This window comes from Microbacterium kunmingense (assembly GCF_023155745.1).
Classification (GTDB): domain Bacteria; phylum Actinomycetota; class Actinomycetes; order Actinomycetales; family Microbacteriaceae; genus Microbacterium; species Microbacterium kunmingense.
Map to the genome: position 1 here is coordinate 99,407 of NZ_JAKNUS010000006.1, position 20,566 is coordinate 119,972.

A 20,566-nucleotide genomic window follows, 5' to 3' on the forward strand; every position below is an offset into this window, starting at 1 on the left:
GCGGTGGGTCGCCCTGTGGAGAACCCGCCGGTGGTCAGCCGCCGAGCGCCCGCAACCAGGCCCGCCGGGCCTCGAGGGCCTCCTTGGCCGTCGCCACGGCCCGGGCGTCGCCCGACGCCTCCGCCGTCGCCACCTCGGCCTCGAGCTTCGCGATCGCGTCGGTCAGCTGCCGTGTCATGTCGTCAGCGCGTGCCTGCGTCTCGGGGTCGTTGCGCTTCCACTCGACCTCTTCGCGCGAGCGCACGGCCTGCTCGATCTTGCGGAGTTCATCATCGAGTGACCGCTCCGCCTCGCGCGGGAAGATGCGACCGATCTCGTCCCATCTGCGCTGGATGCCGGTCAGCAGGGAACGCGCCTTGGCGAGGTCCTTCTCGTCCGGGATCGGACGCGCCTCGGCCAGCAGGGCCTTCTTCGCCTCGATCTTCTCCTTCGACGCCTCGGCGTCCGCGGCCTCCCGTTCGCCACGGGCCGCGTAGAGGGCATCGCCGGCGGCCTTGAAGCGGGCCCAGAGCGCGTCATCCGCCTTCTTGCCGGCTCGGCCGGCGGACTTCCACTCGTCCAGCAGTTCGCGGTACGCGCCGATGCCGTCCTCGCCGCGCGGGGCGAGGGCCTCGGCACGCTCGATCAGACGCGTCTTGCGGTCGCGGACGGCTTTGTGGGCCTCGTCGAGTTCGGCGTAGAAGGCGCGACGGTGCCTGTCGATCGTCGCCCGGGCGTCGCGGAATCGCTTCCACAGCTGCTGAGCGGTGGAGCGGGGGAGGCGGGGGCCGTTCTGCTGCTGCGACTGCCACTGGTCGAACAGTGCCGACAGCTCGGTCGAGACCTGCTTCCACTGCACCGACCGCGGATCGCGGGCGGCCAGCTCCTCAGCCCGCTCGACGAGGGCAGTGCGCTCCTTCACCGCGGCATCCACCGCCTCGCGGGCGGCGGCGGCCTCGGTGGCCGACGCCTCGGCCAGCGACGCTGTGAGGGCGGCGACCCGCGCTTCGAGAGCCGCGAGGTCTCCCACGGCGGCGGCGCCGGAGATCTTCGCCTGGAGGGAGGTCGCGGTCGAGCGCAGGTCGCTCGCGGAGGCACCGCCGCGGCGGTGCCGGACCTCCAGCAGGGTCACTTCGGCAGCGAGGTCGCTGAACTTGCGCTGGAAGTACGCCAGGGCCTCGTCGGGCGAGCCGTCGGGGAATTGGCCGACGACGCGCCATCCGTCCGACTCTCGCACCGATACGGTGCCGTCCTCTTCGACGCGGCCCCAGGGCTGGTCGTCGGTGGGGGTTTCCGGGCTGGTGGGGTCTGCTGCGGCAGTCACGGGATGCACCTCATCGCGGCCGAGGCCGGGTGTGGGGGATGGACGCGCCCCAGCCTAGTACGCCGCTGCCTCCCGGCGAGGGGGATTGCGTCGCGGTGCGACTACTGCTCGGCCGGGGCGGAGGGCTCCGCCGTCGGCTCGACCGTCGGGGCCGGGGCCGTCTCCAGCGGAGTCGGCTCGGGGGACGGAGCGTCGGTCGGGCTCGGCACCGATGTCTGGGTCGGTGTCGGTGCCGGCTCGGGCGTTCCGGGGCCGACGGTGAAGTACGCGGTCTGGGCGGCGACGATGCCGACGATCAGCAGTCCTCCGGCGACACCGGCGACCAGGTCGTCGCGACGTCGGCGACGCTGCTGTGCCTCGTGGAAGCTCTGGCGGGCCTGGTAGAGCCGAGCGCGCTCGCGTTCCGCGCGGGACGCACGATCCTTGCTTCCGGTGGCCACCGATCCTCCTTCGTCCCGGCGGTCCCGGGCGTGATGATCCTATGCACTGCGTCCGGGGGCGGCCAAACGCAGGACGGCTGATGTCGGCGCCCGCCGTTAGCCTTGGGGAGTGAGTGATACGGCGGGTCTCGTGCGCAGCCACACGCCTCTCGCCGTGCGGATGCGACCGGGCTCGCTGAGCGAGGTCGCGGGGCAGGGGCACCTGCTGCGGAAGGGGTCTCCGCTGGTGACCCTCGCCGATCCCGAGGCGACGGGGACGACCGCGACGTCGGTGATTCTGTGGGGTCCGCCGGGCACCGGCAAGACGACGCTCGCGCAGGCCATCGCCCGCTCATCGGGGCGGCGCTTCGTGGAGCTGTCGGCGGTGACCGCCGGCGTGAAGGACGTGCGCGAGGTGATGCAGGACTCCCTCACCCAGCGCGACCTCTACGGGCAATCGACGATCCTCTTCCTGGACGAGATCCACCGCTTCACCAAGGCCCAGCAGGACGCCCTGCTGCCGGGCGTGGAGAACGGCTGGGTGGTGCTCATCGCCGCCACCACCGAGAACCCCTCGTTCTCTGTCATCTCCCCGCTGCTGTCGCGGTCGCTGCTCCTCACGCTCCGCCCGCTCACCGACGCCGATCTGGGACTGCTGGTCGATCGCGCCGTGGACGACCCGCGGGGGTTGGCGGGGCGGCTGGTCCTCGACACCGACGCCCGTGAGGCGCTGGTGAGGCTGGCCTCCGGCGACGCGCGGCGTGCTCTCACCGCGCTCGAGGCGGCCGCGTCGCTGGCCGAGCGCGACGCCGTCGACGGCGACGATGCGGACGAGGAGGAGGATGCGGATGCGACGGCGCCGACCATCACCGTCGACCACGTCTCCCAGGCCGTCGATCGGGCGCTGCTGCGCTACGACCGCCAGGGAGACGAGCACTACGACGTCATCAGCGCCTTCATCAAATCCATCCGCGGATCAGACGTCGATGCGGCGATCCACTACCTCGCCCGCATGATCGAGGCGGGGGAGGACCCACGGTTCATCGCGCGCCGGCTGATCATCTCCGCATCCGAAGACATCGGCCTCGCCGATCCGCAGGCCCTCGTCATCGCGGTCGCGGCGGCCGATGCGGTGCAGCTCATCGGCATGCCGGAGGGTCGCATTCCGCTCGCCGAGGCGACGGCGTACCTGGCGACGACGGCGAAGTCCAACGCGGCCTACCTCGCGGTCGACGCCGCCATCGCCGACGTCCGCGCAGGCGGCTTCGGCCGCGTGCCCGTCCATCTGCGCGATGCCCACTACCCGGGAGCCAAGCGACTGGGCCACGGCAAGGGCTACCGCTACCCGCACGACAGCGACGTGGGGGTCGTGGCGCAGCAGTACCTCCCCGACGAGCTGCGGGGGAAGCAGTACTACCGGCCGACGAACCACGGCCAGGAGCGGGACGTGCAGGCGAGGCTCGAAAAGATCAGGAAGCTGCTGGAAGGATGAATCCCAACGAGACCCTCGAGGCTCGGCTGGAGCGGTTCTGGGCGGAGGCCGACGAGGAGTCCGAGACGGAGCCGTCGGCGACGCTGGAGCGGATCCTCTCCGAAGGGGCCGCGTCACCCGAGCGTGCCCTGTTCGAGCGAGCCTCGCTCCACGACTTCCTCGGCCAAGAGAACGCAGCGATCCCGCTCTATCGCGCAGCGCTGGATTCCGGGCTCGCGCCCCCGCACCGCACCGCCGCGATCATCCAGCTGGCCAGTTCACTGCGCAACGTCGGCGACGCCGCGTCGGCGATCGCGTTACTGCGCGCCGTCGATGAGGGCGACCCGCTCTCCGCCGCCGCGCAGGCCTTTCTCGCCCTGGCGCTGTACGACCACGGTGCGTCGGCGCACGCCCTGAGCACCGCGCTGGGCGCGCTCACGCCGAGCCTGCCGGCGTACCAGCGGTCGGTGTCGTCCTACGCGAGCGCGCTCGTGTCCGGTGGAAACGACCTCCCTCAGGGGTAGAACAATATCCCTCTGAGGGATATCCTTGTCGCGAGGTGATGTCGTGCGCTACGTGATCCTGGGTCTGCTCCTCGGCGGCCCGCTGTCGCTCTATGACCTGCAGAAGCGCTTCGCGTCGGGGATCTCCCTCTTCTACAGCGCGAGCTCCGGAAGCATCCAGCGCGCGCTGCACCACCTCACCGCCGAGGGCGCGGTAATCGTCGGCGATGCCGATGATCGTCGGCGCGGGCGGAAGGTCTACCGCGTCACTGCGACGGGTCGTGAGTTGTGGCGGGCCTGGATGACCGAGGAGACCGCACCGGGAGCCGACGCCGAGACGACGATCCTCGCGAAGATCTTCTTCCTCGGCCGGCTCGAACCCCAGTCCCGGCCGGAGGTGATCCGCCGCATCCGTCGGGCGGTCGAGGAACAGGCGGCCGCTCTGCAGACCCTCGCCGGCGAGATCGATCGCGACGCACGAGAGCTGGACGATGAAGCCCGGCAGATCTTCGTCTTCCACCGCGCGACCCTGGATTACGGACTTCGGGCGCAGGGGCTGCTGGCGGACTGGATCGACGAGGTGGGGGAGATGGCCCGATGACCGAACCGCATTCGGGCCGCAGCCGCGTGAGGACGATGTACGGGATCGCGGCCGCCGTCGCCCTCCTCGTCACGGTGATCTTCGCCACTCTCGGCGACGGCGTGGATGTCCGCGAGGCGTCAGGCCTCCGGGGCGTCATCGTGGACGGCGGGCACACCCTCGTCTGGGTGCTTCTGACGGTGGCATTCGCCATCGCCACCGTTCGCGCGCGGTGGACCCGGCTGGCGGGCGCGGTCGCCGTGGCGGCGGGGATCGTGTACGCCGTCTTCCTGGTGGCGGTGTTCCTCTGGCGCTGAAGGCCGATCTGGTAGGCTAGACCGGCTCGAAACACCGTTTTCGGGCATCCCCTCTCTTCTTCACCGACCTTCCGGCATGCCCCGGCGTGCAGTCCGGAAGGGCGAAGAGGGGCGATACGTCCGCGAGCCGTGAAAGACACGGCAGCGTCATCGAAAGGAACACTTCGTGGCTACGAAGTCCCAGGACCGCCGCAAGGTCCGCCTGTCCCGCGCCCTCGGCGTGGCCCTCACCCCGAAGGCCGCCCGCTACCTCGAGAAGCGTCCCTACGCTCCGGGCGAGCACGGACGCACGAAGCGCAAGGCCGACAGCGACTACGCCGTCCGCCTGCGCGAGAAGCAGCGTCTGCGCGAGCAGTACGGCATCCGCGAGAAGCAGATGCGCAACACCTTCAACGAGGCCCGTCGCACCCAGGGGCTGACGGGTGAGAACCTCGTCGAGCTGCTCGAGATGCGTCTGGACGCCCTCGTACTGCGCTCGGGCTTCGCCCGCACCACCGCGCAGGCCCGTCAGATGGTCGTGCACCGTCACATCCTCGTCGACGGCCAGACCGTCGACCGTCCGTCGTTCCGTGTGAAGCCGGGCCAGACGATCCACGTCAAGGCCAAGAGCGAGGGCACCGAGCCCTTCCAGGTCGCCGCCGCCGGCGGGCACGCCGAGGTGCTGCCCCCCGTTCCGGGCTACCTGCAGGTCGAGCTCGACAAGCTGCAGGCCCAGCTCGTGCGTCGCCCCAAGCGCGCCGAGGTGCCGGTCGTCTGCGACGTCCAGCTCGTCGTCGAGTACTACGCCGCGCGCTGACGTTCCGTCGGCAGCGTGCCTTCCGGAAGGCGTCGGGTCACCCCGGCGCCTTCCGGCGTTTCCGCCTACGATGAGACAGTGCCGCGCCCGCGGCGGAGGAAGTGGTGTGATGAGAAGTCTCCTGTGGTTCTTGCTCGGGATCATCGGCGGGTTCGTCGCCGCCCATGTGGTGAACAAGAACCCCCGCGGAGCCGAACTCCTCGCCGAGGTCGATGCCCGCATCTCGGAGTTCACCGATCGGATGGGCGACGCCTACCGCGACCAGCAGGGGCGCTTCGCCGACACCCTGGACGACCTCGGCGACGCCGCCGAGAAGGCGGTCGACGCGGCCGCGGATGCCGCCGGCGAGGCCTTGGCCAAAGCCAAGGCCGCCACCGCGTCGTCATCCGACTGATCCGCCGACCGACCGTGATCCGCCCGCTCTCCGGGAGGATCACCCCTGTCTTTGAGGACTTCTCATGAGAACCGCTGAGATCGCCCAGCGCTACCTCGACTATTTCGAGCGCAACGGCCACACCATCGTCCCGTCGGCGTCGCTGGTCAGCGATGACCCGTCGCTGCTGTTCACCGTCGCCGGCATGGTGCCTTTCATCCCGTACCTCACCGGCGTGGTGCCCGCGCCCTACCCGCGGGCCGCGGACGTGCAGAAGTGCATCCGCACCAACGACATCGAAGAGGTCGGCAAGACGCCTCGGCACGGCACCTTCTTCCAGATGCTCGGCAACTGGTCGTTCGGCGACTACTTCAAGGAGGGCGCGATCCGCTATGCGTGGGATCTGCTGCTCTCCTCCGAGGCCGACGGTGGTCTCGGCTTCGACGAGAAGGACCTCTGGGTCACCGTCTACGAGGACGACGACGAGGCCGAGTCGCTCTGGCGCACCGTGGCCGGTATCTCGCCCGAGCGCATCCAGCGTCTGGGGCGCGACTCGAACTACTGGAGCACCGGACAGCCCGGCCCCGCGGGGCCCTGCTCGGAGATCTTCTTCGACCGCGGTCCGGCGTACGGCATCGACGGCGGGCCCGCCACCGACGACGACCGGTACGTCGAGATCTGGAACCTCGTGTTCATGCAGTACGCGATCACGAACGTCCGATCCAAGGTCGACTTCGACATCATCGGCGAGCTGCCGCAGAAGAACATCGACACCGGCATGGGCCTGGAGCGCGTCGCGTTCTTGAAGCAGGGCGTGGAGAACATGTACGAGACCGACCAGGTGCGGCCGGTGCTCGATCGCGCCGTCGAGCTGTCGGGCCGCCGCTACGGCGCGGTGCACGACGACGATGTGCGGTTCCGCGTCGTCGCCGACCACGTCCGCTCCTCGCTCATGCTCCTCGCCGACGGCGTGACCCCCTCCAACGAGGGACGCGGCTACATCCTCCGGCGCCTCATGCGTCGCGCGATCCGCGCGATGCGCCTGCTGGGGGTGGACGCCCCGACCTTCCCCGAGCTGTTCGCCGCGTCGCGCGATGCGATGAAGGCGGCCTATCCGAACCTCGAGACGGAGTACTCCCGACTGTCGGCGTACGCCGTCGCGGAGGAGGAGACGTTCCTTCGCACCCTCGCGTCGGGATCGACGATCCTGGATCTCGCGGTGGCGACGACGAAGGATGCCGGCGGCACCCGCATCGCGGGCGCCGACGCGTTCCTGCTGCACGACACCTACGGTTTCCCGATCGACCTCACGCTCGAGATCGCTGAGGAGGCGGGACTGAGCGTGGACCGTGAGGCGTTCGACACGCTCATGCAGGAGCAGCGCTCCCGCGCGAAGGCCGACGCCAAGGCGCGCAAACGCGCGATCGCCGACCACAGTGTCTATCGCGAGTTCCGCGCGCGCGGCGAGACGGCCTTCACCGGATACACCGACCTGGAGACGGAGTCCACGGTGCTCGGCGTCCTCGTCGACGGTGTGTCGGTGGACCGCGCCCGACAGGGGGACGTCGCCGAGGTCATCCTCGCCCAAACGGCTCTGTACGCCGAGTCGGGCGGCCAGGTCGCCGACAAGGGCGTGATCGTCGGGCCGGGGTACGAGCTCGACGTGCTCGACGTGCAGCGTCCCGTCCCCGGGCTGATCAGCCACACCGTCGAGGTGCGCACCGGTGAGGTCGGGGTCGGGCAGCCGGCCACCTCGGTCGTCGATGCCGCGAACCGTCGGGCGGCGATGCAGGCGCATTCGGCGACCCACCTGGTGCACGCGGCACTGCGCGACACGCTCGGGAAGTCCGCGACCCAGGCCGGCTCTCTCAACCGCGCCGGTTATCTGCGTTTCGACTTCACCTGGGGTCAGGCGCTGTCCGGAGAGACGAAGTCCGAGATCGAGGAGATCGCCAACAACGCCGTCCGCGACAATCTCGAGGTCACCACCCGGGTGCTCTCCCTCGATGAGGCCAAGGAACTCGGAGCCCTGGCGCTGTTCGGCGAGAAGTACGGCGACACCGTGCGGATGGTCGACATCGGCGGACCCTGGTCGCGCGAGCTCTGCGGCGGCACCCACGTGGGCCGCAGTGCCGAGGTCGGGATCATCAACCTCGTCGGCGAGTCGTCGGTGGGTGCGTCCAACCGTCGCGTCGAGGCCCTCGTCGGTGCCGATGCGTTCCGCGAGCTCGCCGCCGAACGTGCCATCGTCTCGCAGCTGACCTCCGCCCTGAAGACCCCGCGCGACCAGCTGCCCGCTCGCATCGCCGATCTCGCGGCGAGCCTGAAGGCCGCCGAGAAGAAGATCGCGCAGTTGGAGTCCAAGGCGCTCGGCGAGCGTCTCCCGCAGCTCGTGGGCGCCGCCTCGCGTCACGGCGCCTACGCGGTCGTGGCCGAGAACCTGGGCACCGCCTCGAGCGCCGACGATGTGCGGGCCCTGGCCCTGCAGGTGCGGGAACGGCTCGGCGCGGATGCCGCCGTCGTCGCCCTCGGCGCGGTCGTGGGGGAGCGGCCGGTGGTCATCGTCGCCACGAACGACGCCGCCCGCAGCGCCGGTGCGCGCGCCGGCGCGCTCGCGAAGGCCGCTGCCGGCGTGCTCGGCGGCGGTGGCGGTGGCCGCGACGACCTCGCTCAGGGTGGCGGGACGGATGCCGCGGCACTGCCGGCCGCCATGGACGCCGTCACGCGCGTGCTCGCGGGGGCATGACCGGTTTCCGGCGGGGCGCCCGGCTCGGAATCGATGTCGGGAAGGCGCGCGTGGGGGTCGCCCGCTCGGATCCCGACGGGCTCCTCGCAACGCCGGTGGAGACCGTCGCTCGCGATGAACGCGCTGTCGCGCGGGTGATGGAGCTCGCGGCGGAGTACTCCGCGGTGGAGCTCGTCGTCGGTCTGCCCCTGAACCTCCGTGGCGACTCCACCCCGTCGACCGATGATGCGAAGGCCTTCGCGGGGGAGCTCGCGAGGGCTTCCGCGGTGCCCGTCCGCCTCGTCGACGAGCGCCTGACCACCGTCTCCGCGCACGCGGTTCTGCGCGATTCGGGCAGATCGCAGCGTTCTTCTCGTAGGATTGTGGACCAGGCCGCGGCCGTCGTTCTGCTTCAGCACGCCCTCGATGTGGAGAAGCGGCAGGGACGACCGCCCGGAACCCCCGTCCCCCAGGAGCCCGCCTGATGCCCGATCACCCGTCATTCGAGGATCCCTTCGCGGATCTGTTCGGGAAGCTGCCCGACCCCCGCACGCGCGATGCCCGCCGGTCGGGGAGCACGCCCGACACCCCGGAACGGGCGGAGGCGGCCAACCCCGGTCCGGCGTCCGCCGACCCCTCCCGCAGCGACGCGGTCAGCCCGCCGCCGTCGCGCCGGGCAGCGCGGGAAGCCGCATCGCGCTCCGGCGACGCCCCGCCCCCACCGGTGCCCGCGCCCCGGAGCGAGCAGGCGCCACCCGTAACGGCCCCGCGCGCCGCGGAGGCCTCGCCGTCGTCCGGCGCCGCGCCTGTCGACGCGACCACGCGAGACCGCGGCGCCACCCGCACGGCGACCCGACCCGCCGGCACCGCCACCCTCGAGGACCTCTTCACGGGCGAAGCCACCACCGAGGCCCTCGGCTCTCCGCCGCCGAAGCCGAATCGGCGGCGTCGTCGCATCGGCGCGGCGATCGCGATCGGGCTGGTCCTCGCGATCGTCGGCGGCGTCACCCTCGGCGGTCTGTACGTCTGGAACACCTACGAGTCGCAGATCCGCGAGGTGATGGGCTGGGAGGAGCCGGCCGACTTCGAGGACGGACTCGCGAACGGCGAAGCGCTCATCACCATCGTCTCGGGCGACACCGGCCAGTCGATCTCGCAGACCCTCTTCGACGCCGGGGTGACCAAGACCTCCGACGCCTTCTACGACTACCTGATCGACAACGGCCGAAGCCCCACCTTCATGCCGGGCGTGTACCGACTGCAGCTGCAGATGACCTCCGAGGCGGCCCTCGCGGCGATCGAGAACCCCGAGAACAAGCTGGAGAACTCCGCACTCATCCCCGAGGGACAGACGGTGGAGGCGACGCTGGAGATCGTCTCGGAGAGCCTCGGGATGCCGCTGGAGGAGCTGCAGGCGGCAACAGCCGACCCCGCCGCGTACGGCGTCCCCGCCCAGAGTCTGGAGGGGTGGCTCTTCCCGGCGATGTACACCTTCGACCCGGGCGTGACGGCGACCGACGTCATCCAGACCATGGTCAACCGCACCGTGCAGTCTCTGGATGCCGCGGGCGTGCCCGCTGACGACAGGCAGCGCATCCTCATCATCGCCTCGATCATCCAGCGGGAAGCCCGCTACGAGGCCGACATGCAGAAGGTCTCGCGCGTCATCCAGAACCGACTCGACCCGAACAACCAGGAGACCTTCGGAAAGCTCCAGATGGACTCCACGGCCCAGTACGGGGTGGGTGAGAGCCGCGAGGGCGTCGTGAGTTCCAGCGAGGAAGCCCTGACCGACCCGAACCCCTGGAACACCTACGTGCAAGTGGGGCTTCCGATCGGCCCGATCGCCAACCCCGGCGACGTCGCCATCAACGCGGCGATGAATCCGGCGGACGGTCCATGGCTGTACTTCGTGACCGTCAACCTCAACACCGGCGAAACGATCTTCACCGAGACCTACACCGAGCACCTGCGGTACGTCGAGCAGTGGCGGGAGTGGTGCAGCCAGAACCCCGACGCCGGATGCTGAGGGCCGACGCCGAACGCCTGGCGGTGTGGGGCGACCCGATCGCCCACAGTCGATCCCCGCAGCTGCACGCCGCGGCGTACGCGATCCTCGGTCTGCCGTGGACCTACGAGCGGCGGCGCGTCTCGGAGGCGGAGTTCGCCGAAGCCCTCGCCGATCCCTCGGAGACGTGGCGCGGGCTGTCGCTGACGATGCCGTTGAAGCACGTCGCCGCCGAGGCCGCGACGACCCTCGACCGGGCCGCGCGGCTCAGTGGTGCGGCGAATACGCTCGTCCCCGGCGAGGAGGGTCCGCGGGGGTTCAACACCGATGTGGCCGGGCTCGTCGCAGCCATCCGGGAACAGGGGATCGAGGACGCCGGGCGCGCGAGGATCCTCGGCGCGGGAGCCACCGCGACGTCCGCGCTGCTGGCCCTGGAAGCCCTGGGAGCGCGGGAGATCGACATCCGCGCCCGCCGGCCGGAGCAGGCCCGTCCTCTCGTCGCCCTCGGCGGGCAGCTCGGCCTCCGAGTCACGGCGGCACCCCTCGACGCACCGCACACCCGCTCCTCGCCCGGAGCGGATCCCGCTCTGACCATCGCCACCCTTCCGGGAGACGCCGAGCCGGCGGCATCCGTCCTCGAGGAGATCGTCGTGCCGGGCGGCCTGCTCGTCGACGTCGTCTACGGCACGTGGCCGACACCTCTCGCCCGGGCATGGGAGAGCGCGGGCGGTCGGGCCGTCTCCGGGTTGCCCATGCTCCTGCACCAGGCGGTGCGGCAGGTGCGGATCTTCACCAGCGGGGATGTCGATGAGCCGCTGCCGTCGGAGTCCGACGTCATCGCGTCGATGCGCCGAGCCCTCATGGAAGACTAGGACCCATGCTTCGCGTGCTCACCGCCGGGGAATCCCACGGCCCCGAACTCGTCGCCATCATGGAGGGACTTCCCGCCGGCGTCCCGGTATCCCGCTCCGCCATCCAGGCCGATCTGGCCCGCCGCCGCCTCGGGTACGGTCGCGGATCGCGGATGAAGTTCGAGGCCGACGCTCTGGAGATCTCCGCGGGCGTCCGCCACGGGTACAGTCTCGGCAGCCCCATCGCGCTGCGCATCGCCAACACCGAGTGGCCCAAGTGGACCGAGGTCATGAGCCCCGAGCCGGTGGAGCTCACCGAGATGTCGCGGGGACGCGGCGCGGCCCTGACCCGGCCGCGTCCGGGTCACGCCGACCTCGTCGGCATGCAGAAGTACGGATTCGACGAGGCTCGTCCGATCCTCGAGCGTGCCAGCGCGCGGGAGACCGCCGCTCGGGTCGCACTGGGCGCCCTCGCGCGCGGGTTCCTCGCCGAGCTCGGCATCCAGCTCGTCAGCCACACTCTCTCGATCGGCCCCGTCCGCACCCCCGACGAAGCGCCGCTGCCCACGCCCGAAGATCTCGAGATCCTCGACGCCGATCCGCTGCGCTGCTTCCACCCCGCCACCTCGGAGCGGATGGTCGCCGAGATCGACGCGGCGCGCAAGGACGGCGACACGCTCGGCGGCATCGTCGAGGTGCTGGCCTACGGGCTCCCGCCGGGTCTCGGCTCTCACGTCCACTGGGACCGGCGACTGGACGGCAAGCTCGCCCAGGCGCTGATGAGCATCCAGGCGATCAAGGGCGTCGAGGTCGGCGACGGCTTCGAGACCACCCGACGTCGGGGTTCGCAGGCGCACGACGAACTGTTCGCCGGCCGGGCAGGCATCACGCGCAGCACCGATCGCGCGGGCGGCACCGAGGGGGGCATGTCCACGGGCACCGTGCTGCGCGTGCGGGCCGGGATGAAACCCATCGCCACGGTCCCGCACGCCCTTCGGACCATCGATGTGAGCACCGGTGAGGCCGCCGCGGCGCATCACCAGCGCTCGGACGTCTGTGCGGTGCCGGCGGCCGGTGTCGTCGCCGAGGCCATGGTCGCCATCGTCCTCGCAGAGGTGGTCCTGGAGAAGTTCGGCGGCGACAGCGTCGCCGAGACGCTCCGCAACCTCGAGAGCTACGTCGCCGGCATCCCCGACACGCTGCGGACGGTCGGCGAGAGCGATCCGACGATCGCCGCCCACGATGACCGCGCCGTCTGACGCGATCGTCCTCATCGGCCCGATGGGGGCGGGGAAGACGAGCCTCGGCCGGCGCGTCGCGCGTCGCCTGGGCGTGCCCTTCACCGACACCGACGCCGCCGTCATCCGCGAGCACGGCCCCATCGAGCGGATCTTCGCCGAGCGCGGAGAGGCGGAGTTCCGCAGGCTCGAGCGCGCCGCCGTCCGCGCGGCCCTCGACGCCGGCGGCGTGGTCTCGCTCGGCGGGGGAGCGGTGCTCGATCCCGACACGCAGCGCGACCTCGGCGCGCACCGCGTGGTGCTCCTCACGGTCGCACCGCGCGTCGTCGCGCATCGCCTCCGCGACACCGCGCGCCCCCTGCTGCAGGACGAAGACCCCATGACCCGGTGGACCGCGATCCTGTCCGAGCGGCTGCCCCTCTACCGGCGGCTGGCCGATGCGACGTTCGACACGTCATCCGGACCGCTGCACGAGGTCGTCGACGCCATCGTCGCGTGGGCCGCGCCCACGCAGGAGGAGAGAGCATGACCGACGTCACACGGATCACGGTCGCAGGTGCGAGCCCCTACGACGTCACGGTCGGACGCGGCATCCTGCCCGGTCTGTCCGACGCGCTGCCGGCCGACGCGCAGAAAGTGCTGATCGTGCATCCGCCGACCCTGTCGGCGCAGGCCGAACAGCTGCGCGGGGCGATCGGCGGCGGGCGCCAGGTGCTCCTGGCCGAGATCCCCGACGCCGAGCAGGGCAAGCGCATCGAGGTGGCGGCCTTCTGCTGGCAGATCATGGGTCAGGCCGACTTCACCCGCACCGACGCGGTCGTCGGATTCGGCGGCGGGGCGGTCACCGATCTCGCCGGGTTCGTCGCCGCCACATGGCTGCGCGGCGTGCCGATCGTGCAGGTGCCCACGACGGTGCTCGGCATGGTCGACGCCGCGGTCGGGGGGAAGACCGGGGTCAACACCGCCGAGGGTAAGAACCTCGTCGGAGCGTTCTGGCCGCCGCGGGCGGTGCTGTGCGATCTCGACCTGCTCTCCACCCTCTCGCGGAACGAAGCGGTCGCAGGATTCGCCGAGGTCGTCAAGGCGGGATTCATCTGGTACCCCGAGATCCTCGATCTCATCGAGGCCGATCCCGAGGGCGTCGTCGACCCGTCGACATCCGGATTCCGCCGCTCGATCGAGCTGGCCATCGAGATGAAGGCCCGGGTCGTCGGGGAAGACCTCCGCGAGGCGGGGCTTCGCGAGGTGCTGAACTACGGGCATACTCTCGGCCACGCCATCGAGCACGCCGAGCGCTACCGCTGGCGTCACGGCGCGGCCATCTCGGTCGGCATGGTGTTCGCCGCCGAGCTGTCCCGCCTGGCGGGGCGTCTGTCCGATGACGCGGTGCAGCGTCATCGCGACATCCTGGGCGCGCTCGGGCTTCCCCTGACCTACCGTGCGGGGGCGTGGCAGCAGCTGCTGGCCACGATGCAGCGCGACAAGAAGAGCCGGGGCGGGATGCTGCGCTTCATCGTGCTGGATGACATCGCCCGCCCCACCGTCCTCCAGGCTCCGGACGAGTCGCTGCTGTTCGCGGCCTACCAGGAGGTCGCGGGGTGACGACCCGAGCGGAGGTGCGGCGGGTCCGCCTGCATGAGTGGGCCGAGATCCGCGACCTCCGCATGGCGGCGGTGAGCGACCCCGATGCGGCGCTGGCCTTCCTCACCACCCTCGACGAGGAACGGGCGCGCGACGACACGGCGTGGCGCGAGCGCGCCGCGGGGGCAGCCCTCGGCGAGGACGCGGCGCAGTTCGTCGCCGTCGACGGCGACACCTGGGTCGGTTCGGTCAGCGTGCTGCTTCGCACGTCGGGACAGCGCGACCATCTCGATCGCGCCGTGGAGGCGCCGCGAGCCGACGTCGTGGGGGTCTTCATCGCGCCGGCGGCGCGCGGCGCGGGGCTCCTCGACCGCCTGATCGACGCCGCGGCCGCGTGGGCCGCCGAGCACGGCGCCGACGCCCTCACCCTGGACGTGCACCGCGACAACGCGCGCGCCCGGGCGGCGTACCGCCGGATCGGCTTCGTCCCGACCGGTGTGGAATTCGAAAGCGTCATCGGTCCGGAGATCGAGATGCGCATGGCCTTGGGAGGCACGAGATGACGACGACCCGACGCATCCTGCTCATCAACGGACCGAACCTCAATCTCCTGGGAGTGCGGGAGCCCTCCGTCTACGGGACGCAGACCCTCGCCGATGTCGAGGATCTCGTGACCCGCACCGCGGCGGAGCGCGGGTTCGAGGTGCGCGCCGTGCAGAGCAACCACGAGGGGGTGCTGCTCGATGCCGTCCATGCGGCGCGGGAGGACTGCGCCGGCATCGTCATCAATCCCGGTGGACTCACCCACACCTCCGTGGTGCTGCGGGACGCGCTCTCCGGTGTCGCGCTGCCGGTCGCCGAGATCCACATCTCCGACATCCGGACCCGTGAGCCGTTCCGCCACTACTCCTATGTCGCCGACGTCGCCGCCGTCCACGTCATGGGGGAGGGCGTCGAGGGCTACCGCACCGCGACGCGGCTTCTCATCGACCTGCTCACCGGCCAGGCCGAGGGCTGATCGCCGATCGTCACGTAGAATCGGTGGTCGGCCGTTCGGCCGCAACGCCTCCGGGGCACATCGCCCGCACTTCGAAGGATCCGATCAGCGCAATGGCATCGACCGCAGACATCAAGAACGGCGTCGTCCTCAACATCGACGGACAGCTCTGGAGCGTCGTGGAGTTCCAGCACGTCAAGCCCGGCAAGGGCGGGGCGTTCGTCCGCACCAAGCTCAAGAACGTCGTGACCGGCAAGGTCGTCGACCGTACCTACAACGCCGGTGCCAAGGTGGAGATCGAGAACGTCGACCGCCGCGACTTCACCTACCTGTACAACGACGGCGACAGCTTCGTGTTCATGGACATGACCGACTACGACCAGGTCAACGTCCCCGCCGCCACCGTCGGCGACGCGAAGAACTTCCTGCTCGAGAACCAGCAGGTCACCATCGCGCTGAACAACGGCAACCCGCTCTACATCGATCTGCCGGCCTCGGTCGTGCTGGAGATCACCTACACCGAGCCGGGTCTGCAGGGCGACCGCTCGTCGGCCGGCACCAAGGCCGCCACGGTCGAGACCGGCTACGAGATCCAGGTGCCGCTGTTCCTGGAGACCGGAACCAAAGTGAAGGTCGACACCCGCACCGGTGACTACCTCGGTCGCGTGAACTGAGCGGGGACGCCACCCGATGAGTGCCCGCACGAAAGCACGCAAGCGCGCGCTCGACCTCCTCTTCCAGGCCGACGTCCGCGGCGAAGACCTCGGGGTGATCCTCGCCGCCGAGGCCAAGCGCGCCGCGAGCGAGCCCGCCCGCGAAGCCTCGTGGCTGTACGCCCGGGAGATCGTCGACGGCATCATCGACCAGCGCGACGAGATCGACGAGCAGATCACGACGTTCGCCAAGGACTGGTCGCTCGCGCGGATGCCCGCGGTCGACCGTGCTCTCCTTCGCATCGGCGCCTGGGAGATCCTCTACAACGACGCCGTCCCCGCCGCGGTCGCCATCGACGAGGCCGTCGAGCTCGCCAAGGAGTTCTCCACCGACGACTCCGGGGCCTTCGTCCACGGCGTCCTCGGGCGGATCTCACGCGCGTCGTAGAGCCCAGGACCGAGTCCACCGTGCGCGCGATCAGAGGGGCCTTCCTCGACTTCGTCGATGACCCGTGGCGCCACGTCGGCAACGAGCGGGCGGCGGCGCGGTTCCTCCCCGACGGGATGCTCGTCGTGGACGATCAGGGCATCATCCTCGACCGCGGACCCGCCGACGAGGTCGCCCCGCGGCATCCGGGGGTCGAGATCGTCCCCATCGCGGACCGGCTCATCCTGCCGGGCTTCATCGACGGCCACGTCCACGTGCCGCAGACCCGCATCCTCGGGTCGTACGGAGAACAGCTGCTGCCGTGGCTGGAGAAGTGGGTGTTCCCCGAGGAACGCCGGTACTTCGAGCGTCCCTATGCCGAGGCGGGGGTGCGACGGTTCTTCGACAACCTGCTCGCGTCGGGGACGACGACGTGCCAGGCCTTCACCACGGCACAGCCGGTGACCACCGAGGTGGTCTTCGAGGAGGCCGCGCGCCGGAACATGCGCATCATCACCGGGATCACTGCGATCGACCGGAACGCACCCGACTGGTTCACCACGAGCGCGGAGGAGTTCACCGCGGCGGCGACGACGCTCATCGAGAAGTACCACGGTGTCGGCAGGAGCTCCTACGCCATCACACCGCGCTTCGCGTACGGGGCCAGCGACGAGCTGCTCGCAGCGTGCGGCCGGCTGAAGGCCGCGCACCCCGACCTGTGGGTGCACACCCACATCTCCGAGAATCCGTCGGAGATCAGGGGCGTTCTCGAGCTGCACGGCGACTGCGCCGACTACCTCGGCGTCTACGAGAAGTACGGCCTGGTCGGACCGAAGTTCACCGGCGGGCACGGCGTCTGGCTGACCGACAGCGAGTTCCGGCGGCTGTCCGAGGCCGGGGCCGCGGTCACCTTCTGCCCCTGCTCGAACCTGTTCCTTGGAAGCGGGCTGTTCCGTCTGGGCCGCGCGACCGATCCCGAGCACCGTGTGCGACTGTCCTTCGGAAGCGACGTCGGCGGCGGCAACCGGTTCAGCATGCTCAGCGTGCTCGAAGACGCCTACAAGGTGGGGATGCTCAACAACACCCAGCTGGACGGCAGCGTCGATCCGTCGAAGAAGGATGCCGCTGAGGCGGAGCGCAACAAGCTGTCGCCGTACCGCGCGTTCTACTCGGTGACCCTCGGCGGGGCCGAGGCGCTGCGGCTGGAGGACCGGGTGGGGAGCTTCGACATCGGCAAGGAGGCCGACTTCGTCGTCCTCGACGCCCGCGGCGGTCCTTCGGCCATGGCGTGGCGCACCGGTCTTCCCGCCGGGGGAGGGGCGCCTGCCACCGTCGAGGAGGCCGCCGAGCTCCTCTTCGCGATCATGATGGTGGGGGATGACCGGGCGGTCGCCGAGACCTGGGTGATGGGCGAACGGGCCTACGCCCGCGACGCCTCCGGGGGTCTCGTCGGCAGCACGCGCGGCGCACCGTAAGCGGCGCGGCCGGTCGGGCACACGGCCGATACGGAGGCGACCCGCGTAGAATCGCTGCGGTTCGAACGAAGGAGACGCATGCGGATCACGGGCCTCGGGCACGCGGGGATGTTCATCGAGACGCGCGGTGGCAGCATCCTCTGCGACCCCGTCATGGGACCGACCTTCTTCGGTTCGTGGTTCCCCTTCCCCGACAACCGGGGCCTGGACTGGGAGCGCTTCGGCCGCGCCGACTTCCTCTACATCTCCCACCGGCACCGCGACCACTTCGACCCTGCGCTGCTGGAGCGCTACGTCCCGAAGGACATCCGCGTCCTCCTGCCCGAGTACCCCACCGACGACCTCGAGCAGGATCTGCGGCGTCTGGGCTACGACAACATCATCTTCACGCAGGCCGGCGTCCCGCTGGAGTTCGGGCCGCTCACGCTCATGGTCACGCCGCTGCGCGCGCCCAGCGACGGCCCGATCGGAGACTCGTCGCTGTCGGTGGACGACGGCACCGCCAGCATCCTCAATCAGAACGATTCCCACCCGCTCGACCTCGACAAGCTGATGGCCTTCTCCAAGCCCGAGGCGTACTTCACCCAGGTCTCCGGCGCGATCTGGTGGCCGATGGTCTACGACCTGCCTCAGGAGTCCAAGCGGAACTTCGCGGCGCTCAAGCGCGACGCGCAGAACAAGCGCGCGATGTACTACATCGAGAAGGTCGACGCCGAGCATGTGTTCCCGATGGCCGGGCCGCCGATGTTCCTGCGCGAAGCGCTGTTCAAGTACAACGGCCAAGGCCTGGACGGCGACGCCATCTTCACCGATCAGCGCGAGTTCCTGCGGCACATGGCCGAGGTGCGTCCGGATCAGAAGGGGTACGAGTTCGTGCCCGGGACCGTGGTGGAGTTGAACGACGGCGCGCTCTCGGTCACCCAGACGCTGTACACCGAGGCCGAGATCGACCGCATCTTCGACGACAAGTGGGCCTACCTCGCCGAGCAGCGCGACGCGCGGCAGGACGAGATCGCCGCGGAAGAGGCGACCCGTGCACCGGTGCTCCCGCCCGCGGATATGCTCGCGGCCATCAAGGAGTGGTGGGAGCCGCTGCTGCGTCGCGCACGCACGATCCGCAACGGTGTGGGCGGCAACGTGCGCTTCCGGATCGGCGAGCTCGACATGGTCGTCGACTTCCCGCGCGCGAGGGTGCGGGAGTACGCCGGGGAGGAGTGCATCTACTGGTACACGATCCCCGCCGACCTGGTGTCGACGAACATCCGCGATCACGAGATCGACTGGTCGAACTCGATCTTCCTGTCGATGCAGTTCGAGGTCGGCCGATCGGGCAAGTTCAACGAGTTCCTCACGACGTTCCTGAAGTGCCTTTCGCGAGACCGGATCGAGTACGTGGAGAACTGGTACGCCGAGCAGTCGGATGTCTCCGAAGACATCCGTCTGGCCGACTGGGTCGTGCAGCGGCGATGCCCGCACCTGCGCGCCGATCTGTCCAAGACCGGGAAGATCGAGGACGGCGTACTCACCTGCAGCCTGCACGACTGGAAGTGGGACCTGACGTCGGGCAAGTGTCTGACCTCGCAGGGGCATGAAATCCGGGCGAGCCAGGCGGACGAGACCGCCGACCGCGCCGCGGCGCCCGCCGCCTGAGACGCCGCGCGCCGCGCTGCGGCGCGTCGCAGCATCCTCCATCTGCCCTTCGTTCGTCGCAGATGTACGTCCTGGAGGCTCGCAGGCGTACATCTGCGACGAACGAAGGGGGCCTGTGGACAACGCGGAAGGGTACGAGCGCGCGGCGGGCACCCTGGTCGCATGGATGCAGGTGCGCAACGCTCATCGGACGGAGCCTTCACCGTGGCCGACGCGCGAAGGGAAGGCAGGTCGCGCCGCTGGGTCGACCGTCGTGGATTCGACAGGCCGTTCCACGGCGTCCGCGCTGAGCCACGACGCCTCGAACCGCTCGCGCATCCCGCCGCCGAGGAGCGCGCCGCCATCCTCGAGGCGGCGCTGCGGTTCGGCATCCGGATGAACTTCCGCGGCTGCTTCAGTCACACCACTGCCGCGCTCCTCTGGGATCTGCCGCTGCCGTTCCTGTCCGATACCCGCATCCACGTCTCGACGCCGGGGCGCGCGCCCCGGGCCGCTGGGACCGTCGGTCATCAGGTCCGCCCCGACCTCGTCCGGATCGTGCCGCATCCGCGGTTCGGGGTGCCCGTCTCCGACCCGGCGACGACGTGGGCGATGCTGGCGCCGATGATCGGCGCGTACGACCTCGTCGCCGTCGGTGACGCGATCGTGCGTGCGCCGCGCGTCGCGGGACCGTACGGCTACCTCCTGCGTCCACCCTTGGCCGACCTCGACGATCTGCGGCGCGCCGCGGAGGCCGGTCGCAGGCTCGGTGCGACCGCCCTTCGCGAGGCGCTCGCACGCATCCGCCCCGGGGTGGCGTCGCGCACCGAGACCTGGGCGCGGCTGCTGCTCGTCGACGCCGGGCTCCCGGAGCCGGTGATCGACCACGAGGTGTACGGGCCCTCGGGCGACTTCCTCAGCTGCGTGGACCTGGCGTATCCGGAGCTGCGGATCGCGATCGAGTACGAGGGCGACCAGCACCGCACCGACGGGTCGCAGTGGCAGCGCGATCTCGAGAAGCACGAGCGACTCACCGATGCCGGCTGGCGGGTCATCAGGGTCGCTCGGACGCAGCTCTTCCACCACCCCCTGCCGTACATCGACCGCGTCGCTGCCGCTCTGCGTGCACGGCGCTGACATCGCCGCCCGCCCGAAGAGGGGATCGCCGCGGCATCCGGCTTTTCGTTCGTCGCATGTGCACGGTCTGGACCGAACGCGGC

At 70.4% G+C, this 20,566-nt stretch carries 22 protein-coding genes; 20 read left to right on the forward strand and 2 right to left on the reverse strand.

All coding sequences use genetic code 11. The features are described 5' to 3' along the window. Positions 1-34 precede the first annotated feature (34 nt). Both MA875_RS10370 and MA875_RS17810 read right to left on the reverse strand, forming a co-directional pair. Positions 35-1,303 carry a DUF349 domain-containing protein gene (locus MA875_RS10370; RefSeq protein ID WP_248242217.1) on the reverse strand — a complete coding sequence of 423 codons (1,269 nt, stop codon included), beginning with the start codon at positions 1,301-1,303 and terminating at the stop codon, positions 35-37. A gap of 101 nt (positions 1,304-1,404) precedes the next feature. Further along, on the reverse strand, positions 1,405-1,743 hold the full coding sequence (locus MA875_RS17810; RefSeq protein ID WP_248242218.1) for a dioxygenase: 339 nt from the start codon (positions 1,741-1,743) through the stop codon (positions 1,405-1,407). A gap of 109 nt (positions 1,744-1,852) precedes the next feature. Between MA875_RS17810 and MA875_RS10380 the strand changes: the two genes are divergently transcribed. From MA875_RS10380 to MA875_RS10475, 20 genes are all read left to right on the forward strand, one after another. Further along, on the forward strand, positions 1,853-3,214 hold the full coding sequence (locus tag MA875_RS10380) for a replication-associated recombination protein A (RefSeq protein ID WP_248242219.1): 1,362 nt from the start codon (positions 1,853-1,855) through the stop codon (positions 3,212-3,214). Beyond that, positions 3,211-3,717, forward strand: a complete 507-nt coding sequence (locus MA875_RS10385; protein WP_248242220.1) for a tetratricopeptide repeat protein — start codon at positions 3,211-3,213, stop codon at positions 3,715-3,717. The genes MA875_RS10380 and MA875_RS10385 overlap by 4 nt, the downstream gene beginning before the upstream one ends. A 43-nt stretch (positions 3,718-3,760) precedes the next feature. Further along, positions 3,761-4,297 (forward strand): PadR family transcriptional regulator, encoded by a 537-nt coding sequence (locus MA875_RS10390; RefSeq protein ID WP_248242221.1) that lies wholly within the window; start codon positions 3,761-3,763, stop codon positions 4,295-4,297. Further along, positions 4,294-4,593, forward strand: coding sequence for a hypothetical protein (locus MA875_RS10395; protein ID WP_248242222.1), 300 nt, complete (start codon positions 4,294-4,296; stop codon positions 4,591-4,593). The genes MA875_RS10390 and MA875_RS10395 overlap by 4 nt, the downstream gene beginning before the upstream one ends. A 166-nt stretch (positions 4,594-4,759) precedes the next feature. Next, a complete protein-coding gene (gene rpsD, locus MA875_RS10400; protein ID WP_248242223.1) occupies positions 4,760-5,389 on the forward strand; it encodes a 30S ribosomal protein S4 in 630 nt (209 codons plus the stop codon). A 109-nt stretch (positions 5,390-5,498) separates the two neighbouring features. Next, positions 5,499-5,783, forward strand: a complete 285-nt coding sequence (locus tag MA875_RS10405; RefSeq protein ID WP_248242224.1) for an ATPase — start codon at positions 5,499-5,501, stop codon at positions 5,781-5,783. Positions 5,784-5,847: 64 nt separating this feature from the next. Continuing rightward, a complete protein-coding gene (alaS, locus tag MA875_RS10410; RefSeq protein WP_248242225.1) occupies positions 5,848-8,508 on the forward strand; it encodes an alanine--tRNA ligase in 2,661 nt (886 codons plus the stop codon). Continuing rightward, positions 8,505-8,972, forward strand: a complete 468-nt coding sequence (ruvX, locus tag MA875_RS10415; RefSeq protein WP_248242226.1) for a Holliday junction resolvase RuvX — start codon at positions 8,505-8,507, stop codon at positions 8,970-8,972. The genes alaS and ruvX overlap by 4 nt, the downstream gene beginning before the upstream one ends. After that, positions 8,972-10,516 carry an endolytic transglycosylase MltG gene (mltG, locus tag MA875_RS10420; protein ID WP_248242227.1) on the forward strand — a complete coding sequence of 515 codons (1,545 nt, stop codon included), beginning with the start codon at positions 8,972-8,974 and terminating at the stop codon, positions 10,514-10,516. The genes ruvX and mltG overlap by 1 nt, the downstream gene beginning before the upstream one ends. Continuing rightward, a complete protein-coding gene (locus tag MA875_RS10425) occupies positions 10,510-11,367 on the forward strand; it encodes a shikimate dehydrogenase family protein (protein WP_248242228.1) in 858 nt (285 codons plus the stop codon). Before mltG ends, MA875_RS10425 begins: the two co-directional genes overlap by 7 nt. A gap of 5 nt (positions 11,368-11,372) precedes the next feature. Beyond that, positions 11,373-12,605 (forward strand): chorismate synthase, encoded by a 1,233-nt coding sequence (aroC, locus tag MA875_RS10430; protein WP_248242229.1) that lies wholly within the window; start codon positions 11,373-11,375, stop codon positions 12,603-12,605. Further along, positions 12,589-13,113 (forward strand): shikimate kinase, encoded by a 525-nt coding sequence (locus MA875_RS10435; protein ID WP_248242230.1) that lies wholly within the window; start codon positions 12,589-12,591, stop codon positions 13,111-13,113. The genes aroC and MA875_RS10435 overlap by 17 nt, the downstream gene beginning before the upstream one ends. Beyond that, positions 13,110-14,186, forward strand: a complete 1,077-nt coding sequence (gene aroB / locus MA875_RS10440) for a 3-dehydroquinate synthase (RefSeq protein ID WP_248242231.1) — start codon at positions 13,110-13,112, stop codon at positions 14,184-14,186. The genes MA875_RS10435 and aroB overlap by 4 nt, the downstream gene beginning before the upstream one ends. Then, positions 14,183-14,728, forward strand: a complete 546-nt coding sequence (locus MA875_RS10445) for a GNAT family N-acetyltransferase (RefSeq protein ID WP_248242232.1) — start codon at positions 14,183-14,185, stop codon at positions 14,726-14,728. The genes aroB and MA875_RS10445 overlap by 4 nt, the downstream gene beginning before the upstream one ends. Next, positions 14,725-15,183 carry a type II 3-dehydroquinate dehydratase gene (gene aroQ, locus MA875_RS10450; protein WP_248242233.1) on the forward strand — a complete coding sequence of 153 codons (459 nt, stop codon included), beginning with the start codon at positions 14,725-14,727 and terminating at the stop codon, positions 15,181-15,183. The genes MA875_RS10445 and aroQ overlap by 4 nt, the downstream gene beginning before the upstream one ends. 92 nt (positions 15,184-15,275) lie before the next feature. Then, a complete protein-coding gene (gene efp / locus MA875_RS10455; protein ID WP_248242234.1) occupies positions 15,276-15,836 on the forward strand; it encodes an elongation factor P in 561 nt (186 codons plus the stop codon). A 16-nt stretch (positions 15,837-15,852) separates the two neighbouring features. Then, positions 15,853-16,263: a transcription antitermination factor NusB gene (nusB, locus tag MA875_RS10460; protein WP_248242235.1), complete on the forward strand. Its 411-nt coding sequence runs from the start codon at positions 15,853-15,855 to the stop codon at positions 16,261-16,263. A 20-nt stretch (positions 16,264-16,283) separates the two neighbouring features. Beyond that, positions 16,284-17,717 carry a guanine deaminase gene (guaD, locus tag MA875_RS10465; protein ID WP_248242236.1) on the forward strand — a complete coding sequence of 478 codons (1,434 nt, stop codon included), beginning with the start codon at positions 16,284-16,286 and terminating at the stop codon, positions 17,715-17,717. A gap of 78 nt (positions 17,718-17,795) precedes the next feature. Continuing rightward, positions 17,796-19,367 carry a Rieske 2Fe-2S domain-containing protein gene (locus tag MA875_RS10470; protein ID WP_248242237.1) on the forward strand — a complete coding sequence of 524 codons (1,572 nt, stop codon included), beginning with the start codon at positions 17,796-17,798 and terminating at the stop codon, positions 19,365-19,367. Between the two features lie 162 nt (positions 19,368-19,529). Continuing rightward, positions 19,530-20,483: a hypothetical protein gene (locus MA875_RS10475; RefSeq protein ID WP_248242238.1), complete on the forward strand. Its 954-nt coding sequence runs from the start codon at positions 19,530-19,532 to the stop codon at positions 20,481-20,483. Positions 20,484-20,566 lie beyond the last annotated feature (83 nt).

Bases quoted from the DNA above. Each gene is read 5' to 3' on its own strand.
- MA875_RS10435 (WP_248242230.1), top strand. From the start codon at position 12,589: ATGACCGCGCCGTCTGACGCGATCGTCCTCATCGGCCCGATGGGGGCG.
- MA875_RS10425 (WP_248242228.1), top strand. From the start codon at position 10,510: ATGCTGAGGGCCGACGCCGAACGCCTGGCGGTGTGGGGCGACCCGATC.
- MA875_RS10470 (WP_248242237.1), top strand. From the start codon at position 17,796: ATGCGGATCACGGGCCTCGGGCACGCGGGGATGTTCATCGAGACGCGC.
- MA875_RS10405 (WP_248242224.1), top strand. From the start codon at position 5,499: ATGAGAAGTCTCCTGTGGTTCTTGCTCGGGATCATCGGCGGGTTCGTC.
- efp (WP_248242234.1), top strand. From the start codon at position 15,276: ATGGCATCGACCGCAGACATCAAGAACGGCGTCGTCCTCAACATCGAC.
- MA875_RS10385 (WP_248242220.1), top strand. From the start codon at position 3,211: ATGAATCCCAACGAGACCCTCGAGGCTCGGCTGGAGCGGTTCTGGGCG.
- ruvX (WP_248242226.1), top strand. From the start codon at position 8,505: ATGACCGGTTTCCGGCGGGGCGCCCGGCTCGGAATCGATGTCGGGAAG.
- aroQ (WP_248242233.1), top strand. From the start codon at position 14,725: ATGACGACGACCCGACGCATCCTGCTCATCAACGGACCGAACCTCAAT.
- MA875_RS10395 (WP_248242222.1), top strand. From the start codon at position 4,294: ATGACCGAACCGCATTCGGGCCGCAGCCGCGTGAGGACGATGTACGGG.
- aroC (WP_248242229.1), top strand. From the start codon at position 11,373: ATGCTTCGCGTGCTCACCGCCGGGGAATCCCACGGCCCCGAACTCGTC.
- MA875_RS10475 (WP_248242238.1), top strand. From the start codon at position 19,530: ATGGATGCAGGTGCGCAACGCTCATCGGACGGAGCCTTCACCGTGGCC.
- alaS (WP_248242225.1), top strand. From the start codon at position 5,848: ATGAGAACCGCTGAGATCGCCCAGCGCTACCTCGACTATTTCGAGCGC.
- nusB (WP_248242235.1), top strand. From the start codon at position 15,853: ATGAGTGCCCGCACGAAAGCACGCAAGCGCGCGCTCGACCTCCTCTTC.
- mltG (WP_248242227.1), top strand. From the start codon at position 8,972: ATGCCCGATCACCCGTCATTCGAGGATCCCTTCGCGGATCTGTTCGGG.
- aroB (WP_248242231.1), top strand. From the start codon at position 13,110: ATGACCGACGTCACACGGATCACGGTCGCAGGTGCGAGCCCCTACGAC.